The following is a 5,779-nucleotide window of genomic DNA, read 5'->3' as shown; positions in this document are numbered from 1 at the left end:
TGAAAAGTGGAGAATATGTATTCGCACCGCGCGGCATTCCACATACATTCAAAGTTAAATCAGACACAGCTAAGTTTCTGGTGACCGCGTACCCTGCAGGATTTGATTCTTTTGTGAAGGAACTAGGCGTTCCTTATGTAGAAGGGATGGAGGCTAATATCGAGCCGCCTACTCCTGAGGCTATGCAACATCTGTTATCCGTTTCCCAAAAGTATCATATTACTTATCCCGGTCTTTAATTCTATAAAAAAAATCATCGGCCTGTGAGGCTATTGGTTCCTTAATGGGAACAATAGGCTGCAGGCCGATGATTTTTCAAGAGTGTGCCGAATATATGATCTTGCTAGTTTTTTAAAAGACGATTAATTCCATACATGATATCCGGTATGAAATTATCACGCATTCCGCGGTTATATTGCAGTGCGCCCTTGATGGCAGATAAGATAGTGATCGCCAAGGCACGCGTATTAATTGCAGGATCATCCAAGCCTTCAGCAACAATTTCATCGATGATCGAAAGTTCCAACTGACCTATCTCTTGCAGTTTTTGCCTCATCGATTCTGGTAGCATTTCATAATCAGACTGTAAGGAAGAGGTCGGACAAATGTCATACTCTACGAACTGTCTAGAATTGTACGCACAATATTGAATTAGCTTCTCTTCAACCGACTGCGATGAAAGTTGAATAACAGACTTGAAATTGACCAATCCTTGATAAAGTTGACCCAATACGGCAAGGCCGATATCTTCCTTTTTCTCGAAATGATAGAAAATACTTGCTTTTGTAACGCCAAAATGTTTAGAAATTTCATCAATAGAAAAAGTAGAATAACCTTTTTTTCGAATGAGTGATGATGCAAGATCTATGATTTGCGATTTTCTGTTTTCCATGTAGTAATTATTGCTCACAGGTGTATAAGAGTCAAGTGCTTACCCAATTTGAAAGTAGAAAACTGGAGGAGATCTAATTGTTAACGATTCAGAATCTTATTCTTGAAAACATGATCCGCGCTTACGAGAAATTGAGTCAGCTTAGCCAGGTATTCACATTCGTGGAGACGGATCGCACGCAACGATTTGAGTCCGAAATCCCATATGGACTGTTCAATAGCGTTTTTACGTACAAGCGTTCTGAGGAGATTAATCCCGCGGATGAGATGGCATCCATCAAGTCCCTTTACCATAATCGCGGCCAGAAATTGGCATGGGTGACTACTTCACACGAGCAGGACGAAGTCATTAACCAAGCACTTGCGGCTAATCATTTTAATCAGGTTGGCGTCATTTCGGGCATGGGGCTCTCTCTGGAAGGATGGCATTCGGATTTGCCAGATATGTCGGGATTGGAAGTCCGTGCTATACGGGAGCCACAAGAGATTGAAGAGTTCCGAAAGGTCATGCTGGCAGGATATAACGTTCCAGAGCCAATGGCCGATATTTTTTCCAAAGTGTTTGTGGATGGCCCCAATCAAGATACGACTACGGTTCAACATTATCTTGCCTACGTGGATGGAGTACCAGTAACTACGCTTACGACCTTTACCGAGGGTGATGTCGCAGGCTTTTATAGTATTGCAACATTAGAAGCTTATCGTTCGAGAGGAATAGCCCGAACTGTGCTTGCTCATGTATTGCGTATTGTGCAGCAAAAAGGTGTGAAATTGGCCGTTATTCATGCAACCCCAATGGGACGAAGCGTTTATCCCAAAGTTGGATTTAAGGAAGAACTGACCCTGAATATTTTCTCCAGCTGATGCGGATTCGTGGTGAGTTGTAACCGGCTTACTTGGTTTAAGCGGATTCTGAGGAGGGCTTGCTTCGCGGCAGCTCCTCTTTTGCTTATTAATGGGCAGGAATATTGAGTTTTAGTTTGAATTAATTATTTAGTGAGATAGTTCAGGGGGATTTCAATTTCAGGGAGGTAACGAAATGGAAAAGTTTGATGAAAAACTATATTTAGTTGATATGTATAAGGATCCCTATTTTCCAAATCATTTAGTGGACAAAGTTAAGGTGTTGTTGGTAAATGTCGTTGAATATTTAGAATCCGGGGAACATAGTATTGGTGATATCCAGTTGAAATTTGATGAAATGACAGATTCTATAAATGAATTGCAAGCGGATTTTTATGAAGATGACAGCGAGATTGAGACGGCCGCAAGGGATTCAATTGGAGAAACCGTTGAAGAAATTTTGAAACATTACAATATTCGTTTAGACACAGAAGAAGCGATTCGAAACAGGGAGTGGTAAGCACCGATCTATCCAAGCAAAAAGGCGTACCTCTTTCATAGGGGTTATCCTTTCTTGTAACATTCCCGTCTCTTGCCTGTCGAACGATAGCTTCATAACAAATTTCAGACAGGCTGCCGGTGATATCTCGGTGGTCTGTTGTGCTAACGGGCAATTTAACACTAAAGCAGGATTTGGAAAATACTTGAAGAATACAGTTACTCTATGGCATCGATATTAAATAGATAATAAGAAAAGGAGACCCTACATGAATATCGAAAAATCTACTGAAAACTCATCTGATGAGGTTTACCAACAAATTCCAACTAGTCACTATCTGAAAAACGTACGCAATGAATCTTATTATACAGGCGATTACAAGCTAGGTTTAAACTTTTATAGCTTTAGCCATAATTTAATGTCGTGGTTGCAAGGCAGTACGGACGGCACTCCGCCGGTTGATACGATGCAACTTATTCGATATGCCAAAGAAGCTGGCTTTGATTCTGTGGATGTAACCGCTTACTATATTCCTGGGTATGAAAATTTTACATTGCCTACTAAACCGGTTGAAGAAATATTTACCTATGTAAGAGATATTAAAAAGCTTGCTGAAGAGTTGGGAATTGCTATTAGCGGCACGGGGATCAAGAATGATTTTGCTGATCCAAGTGATGAGAGACGAGCTCTGGATGTGGAGAGAGTCAAATATTGGATCGATGTAGCTGTCGAAATGGGTGCACCGGTTATCCGTGTGTTTAATGGTGAAATCCCCCCAGATCTGAAAAGCTCAGATTGGGAAACGATAGCTAAAGAACGGATTGTACCAGCTCTAAGAGAATGTGCAGAATACGGCGCGACTAAAGGCATTAAGATTGGCATGCAAAACCATGGAGACATGACTTCAACAGCGGATCAGGTCATTCGAATTCTCCAGTGGGTGGATCACCCCAATCTCGGCGTAGTGAACGATACGGGTTGTTATAAGACGTTCCAGGCAAAAACCGGTGAAGACTATGATTGGTATGATGATATTGAAGCTGTAATCCCTTATACATTTAACTTCCAGGTCAAGAGAAAGCCTGCAGGGCCTAATACAGAGGAACTAACGGATCTGGAGGAGTTCTTTACCAGACTTCGCTATTCGAATTATAGAGGGTATATTCCGTTAGAAACACTATGGGTGAATGCGGATACAAATCATCCCAAATACCTCTCCGAGCCACCTTACGAGCAAGTTAGCGATTTTCTTGCTTTAATTAAATCTGCATCTGAGAGTACGAAACATCATCGTTTGTAAATAGAAATCCCCATTGTTCCTGTTTTCGTTCATGTAACGCGCAGATTAGTTGAATTCCGATCCATCGAATCATAAGTTGGGTGAACCTCTTTGAGAAAAATTGAATAAAAGAACCTCTTCGATGAAGTATCGGAGAGGTTCTTGGTAATTCAGAAGGAAGGAGGAATAGTGAGTCCGAATTCACTTCTAAGTCCCTGCATTCCTTCGTTCGTTACGCGGACTGCCCGTCCGTTAGGCAATCTCTCAATCCACTTCAACTCGAACAATCGTGTGGTTATCGCGGATCCTAGACTTCCTGCCAAGTGATGACGTCGCTCGCTCCAATCTAAGCATTGTCGAGCAAAATACCGACGTTTCTTAGGAATAACTTCGATTTCCACGCCCCAGTTCTGCAGGTTTTCCTTGCCCTCCGAGCTTAGCGCATAATCTTTCTGCGACTCTTCCAGCCATCGCATATCGACTAGTCGATCCGTAAGAGCGACCCCGATCTTGCCGGCCAAATGATCATAACAAGTTCGGGCATGCCGTAAGTGATTAAGCTCGTCCGATTCGCGCAAAGAACGAATCGGCTTAGGAGGGGAAATCGCAAGGAGCGATTCTAGAGCGTGCGCGACTTCATGATTGGCAAGACGGAAGTACTTATGTCTGCCGTAATTCTCGTGCAGCAGCAGGCTGCCCTCGACCAACTTGGCTAAGTGCGAACTTGCCGTCTGCGGAGATATTCGTGCGACTCGAGCCAGATCGCTGGCGGGCAACGCTTTTCCTTCAAGCAAACTCAATAACATCGCAAGACGAGAGGGGTCGCCAATTAATTGAGCGGTCTCCGTGACGTTCGGGTTCATAATCAATTCACTCCAATCCCTTGTTATTATGATTCGACCGCGACCGAAGTAATCTCATGGTAGCATAGAGAAACAAAACAAAGGAAGAGGAAAAGTTTATGAAGCGTTATGCTTTCGGATTACTTGTCGTGCTTGCCACATCTCTAATGGGCTCATCTTTTGCGGTCGGCAAAGTTGGACTATCGTACGTCTCTCCCCTGCTACTCGTAGGCATACGCTTTACGCTGGCAGGTGCTATTATGGCGCTGGCCGTAACGTTAAAAAACAGGCGTTTGCCTGTAATCACCGGGGATTGGGCTAGACTTCTGCTTATTGGTGTTTTTCAGACGACAGCGGTAATGGGATGTATATTCTTGAGTATGCGTACGATTCCGTCGGGGGAAACCTCGATTTTAACGTTCGTCAATCCGCTACTCGTCGTGGTCTTAGGAAGCGCGTTTGTGGGCTTGAGATACCGACTGTATCAATGGATAGGCGTAATCGTCGGATTTGCCGGCGTATTCGTAACGCTAGGATTCCACGTGCAATTCTCGATTGGAACGTTACTCGGACTAGGTTCCGCGCTAGCATGGGCGATTGCTACCTTATTGGTCAAAAAATGGGGGGAACGATTCGACAACTGGGTGTTGACGGCGTATCAAATGTTGTTCGGAGGATTGCTCCTCCTGGTGTTAAGCCTAAGTATGGAAACTCCACGCCTTATTCTCAACTGGACCTCATCCGGAGTCATCCTCTATTTAGCGATACTAGGATCGATCGTCCAGTTTGCAACATGGTATTATCTGCTCAGCAAAGGAGACCCGGGCAAAACAAGCGCTTTTCTGTTTTTAGCTCCGTTCTTCGGCGTCCTGTCCGGATGGTTGATTCTGGGTGAGGTTATCCAATGGTATGTTTATGTCGGGGGGATTGGTATCTTCATTGGCATATTCTTGGTCAACTGGAAGGCTAAAAATAAAATCGGCAGGAAGAAGGATTAGTTATGAATCGGCAACGCCGAACAGTTTTAAATGATGAGTTTCCAAACCGATCCGATTTCTGAATATGATATTCACTAAGAGAACATTGGTTGCGGTATTGAAACTATACAATGGATATTTGCTAATTCCCATTCAAACGCTGTTTTTTCATTACATAATTATTACCGATACAAATTTGATGAACATGAATTTTCACTCTATGAAACTAAGGTGCAGGATAAAGAAGGTGGAATTCTAGCACGAAAAGTGTATTTCTAAGTTAATTGAACTATTACATATGACACCGTGGCAGCCGACATTTTGAACTGCACCCCATTTGTTAGACACCACTAACAATGGAGGTGCAGTTTTTTTGTCTAATTTCAGTTTAGATGAGAAATTGAAGGCCATTCAAAGGTATCAGAATGGTACTGAAGGAGTCAAAAGT

6 protein-coding genes and 1 pseudogene are annotated in these 5,779 nt (G+C 43.1%); 5 read left to right on the top strand and 2 right to left on the bottom strand.

What is annotated here, in order from left to right; translation table 11 throughout:
* Nucleotides 1–239: pseudogene (locus tag GQF01_RS02535) on the top strand (cupin domain-containing protein); the annotation flags it as partial.
* 104 nt (nt 240–343) lie between these two features.
* Here GQF01_RS02535 and GQF01_RS02530 read toward each other — a convergent pair.
* Nucleotides 344–892: a TetR/AcrR family transcriptional regulator gene (locus GQF01_RS02530; protein WP_161405326.1), complete on the bottom strand. Its 549-nt coding sequence runs from the start codon at nt 890–892 to the stop codon at nt 344–346.
* Between the two features lie 77 nt (nt 893–969).
* On the opposite strand from GQF01_RS02530, the gene GQF01_RS02525 reads away from it, so the two are divergent.
* The 3 genes from GQF01_RS02525 to GQF01_RS02515 all read left to right on the top strand — a co-directional run bounded on the left by GQF01_RS02525 (nt 970) and on the right by GQF01_RS02515 (nt 3,533).
* Entirely contained in the window at nt 970–1,755 is a 786-nt protein-coding gene (locus GQF01_RS02525) for a GNAT family N-acetyltransferase (RefSeq protein ID WP_161405325.1), read from the top strand.
* A gap of 175 nt (nt 1,756–1,930) precedes the next feature.
* Entirely contained in the window at nt 1,931–2,254 is a 324-nt protein-coding gene (locus GQF01_RS02520) for a DUF5713 family protein (RefSeq protein WP_161405324.1), read from the top strand.
* A gap of 247 nt (nt 2,255–2,501) precedes the next feature.
* The gene (locus GQF01_RS02515) at nt 2,502–3,533 is read left to right on the top strand and encodes a sugar phosphate isomerase/epimerase family protein (RefSeq protein ID WP_161405323.1); all 1,032 of its coding nucleotides are present in this window, start codon (nt 2,502–2,504) and stop codon (nt 3,531–3,533) included.
* A gap of 149 nt (nt 3,534–3,682) precedes the next feature.
* On the opposite strand, the gene GQF01_RS02510 is transcribed toward GQF01_RS02515, so the two are convergent.
* The gene (locus tag GQF01_RS02510) at nt 3,683–4,381 is read right to left on the bottom strand and encodes an ArsR/SmtB family transcription factor (RefSeq protein WP_202556020.1); all 699 of its coding nucleotides are present in this window, start codon (nt 4,379–4,381) and stop codon (nt 3,683–3,685) included.
* Nucleotides 4,382–4,473: 92 nt separating this feature from the next.
* On the opposite strand from GQF01_RS02510, the gene GQF01_RS02505 reads away from it, so the two are divergent.
* A complete protein-coding gene (locus tag GQF01_RS02505; protein ID WP_161405321.1) occupies nt 4,474–5,352 on the top strand; it encodes a DMT family transporter in 879 nt (292 codons plus the stop codon).
* Nucleotides 5,353–5,779 lie beyond the last annotated feature (427 nt).

Origin of the sequence: Paenibacillus silvestris (genome assembly GCF_009882985.1) — a bacterium.
Taxonomy (GTDB): domain Bacteria; phylum Bacillota; class Bacilli; order Paenibacillales; family NBRC-103111; genus Paenibacillus_E; species Paenibacillus_E silvestris.
Note: the sequence above shows the minus strand (reverse complement) of the source record. Positions and strands in the feature narration are given on the sequence as shown.

Bases quoted from the DNA above. Each gene is read 5' to 3' on its own strand.
- GQF01_RS02530 (WP_161405326.1), bottom strand. From the start codon at position 892: ATGGAAAACAGAAAATCGCAAATCATAGATCTTGCATCATCACTCATT.
- GQF01_RS02520 (WP_161405324.1), top strand. From the start codon at position 1,931: ATGGAAAAGTTTGATGAAAAACTATATTTAGTTGATATGTATAAGGAT.
- GQF01_RS02515 (WP_161405323.1), top strand. From the start codon at position 2,502: ATGAATATCGAAAAATCTACTGAAAACTCATCTGATGAGGTTTACCAA.
- GQF01_RS02505 (WP_161405321.1), top strand. From the start codon at position 4,474: ATGAAGCGTTATGCTTTCGGATTACTTGTCGTGCTTGCCACATCTCTA.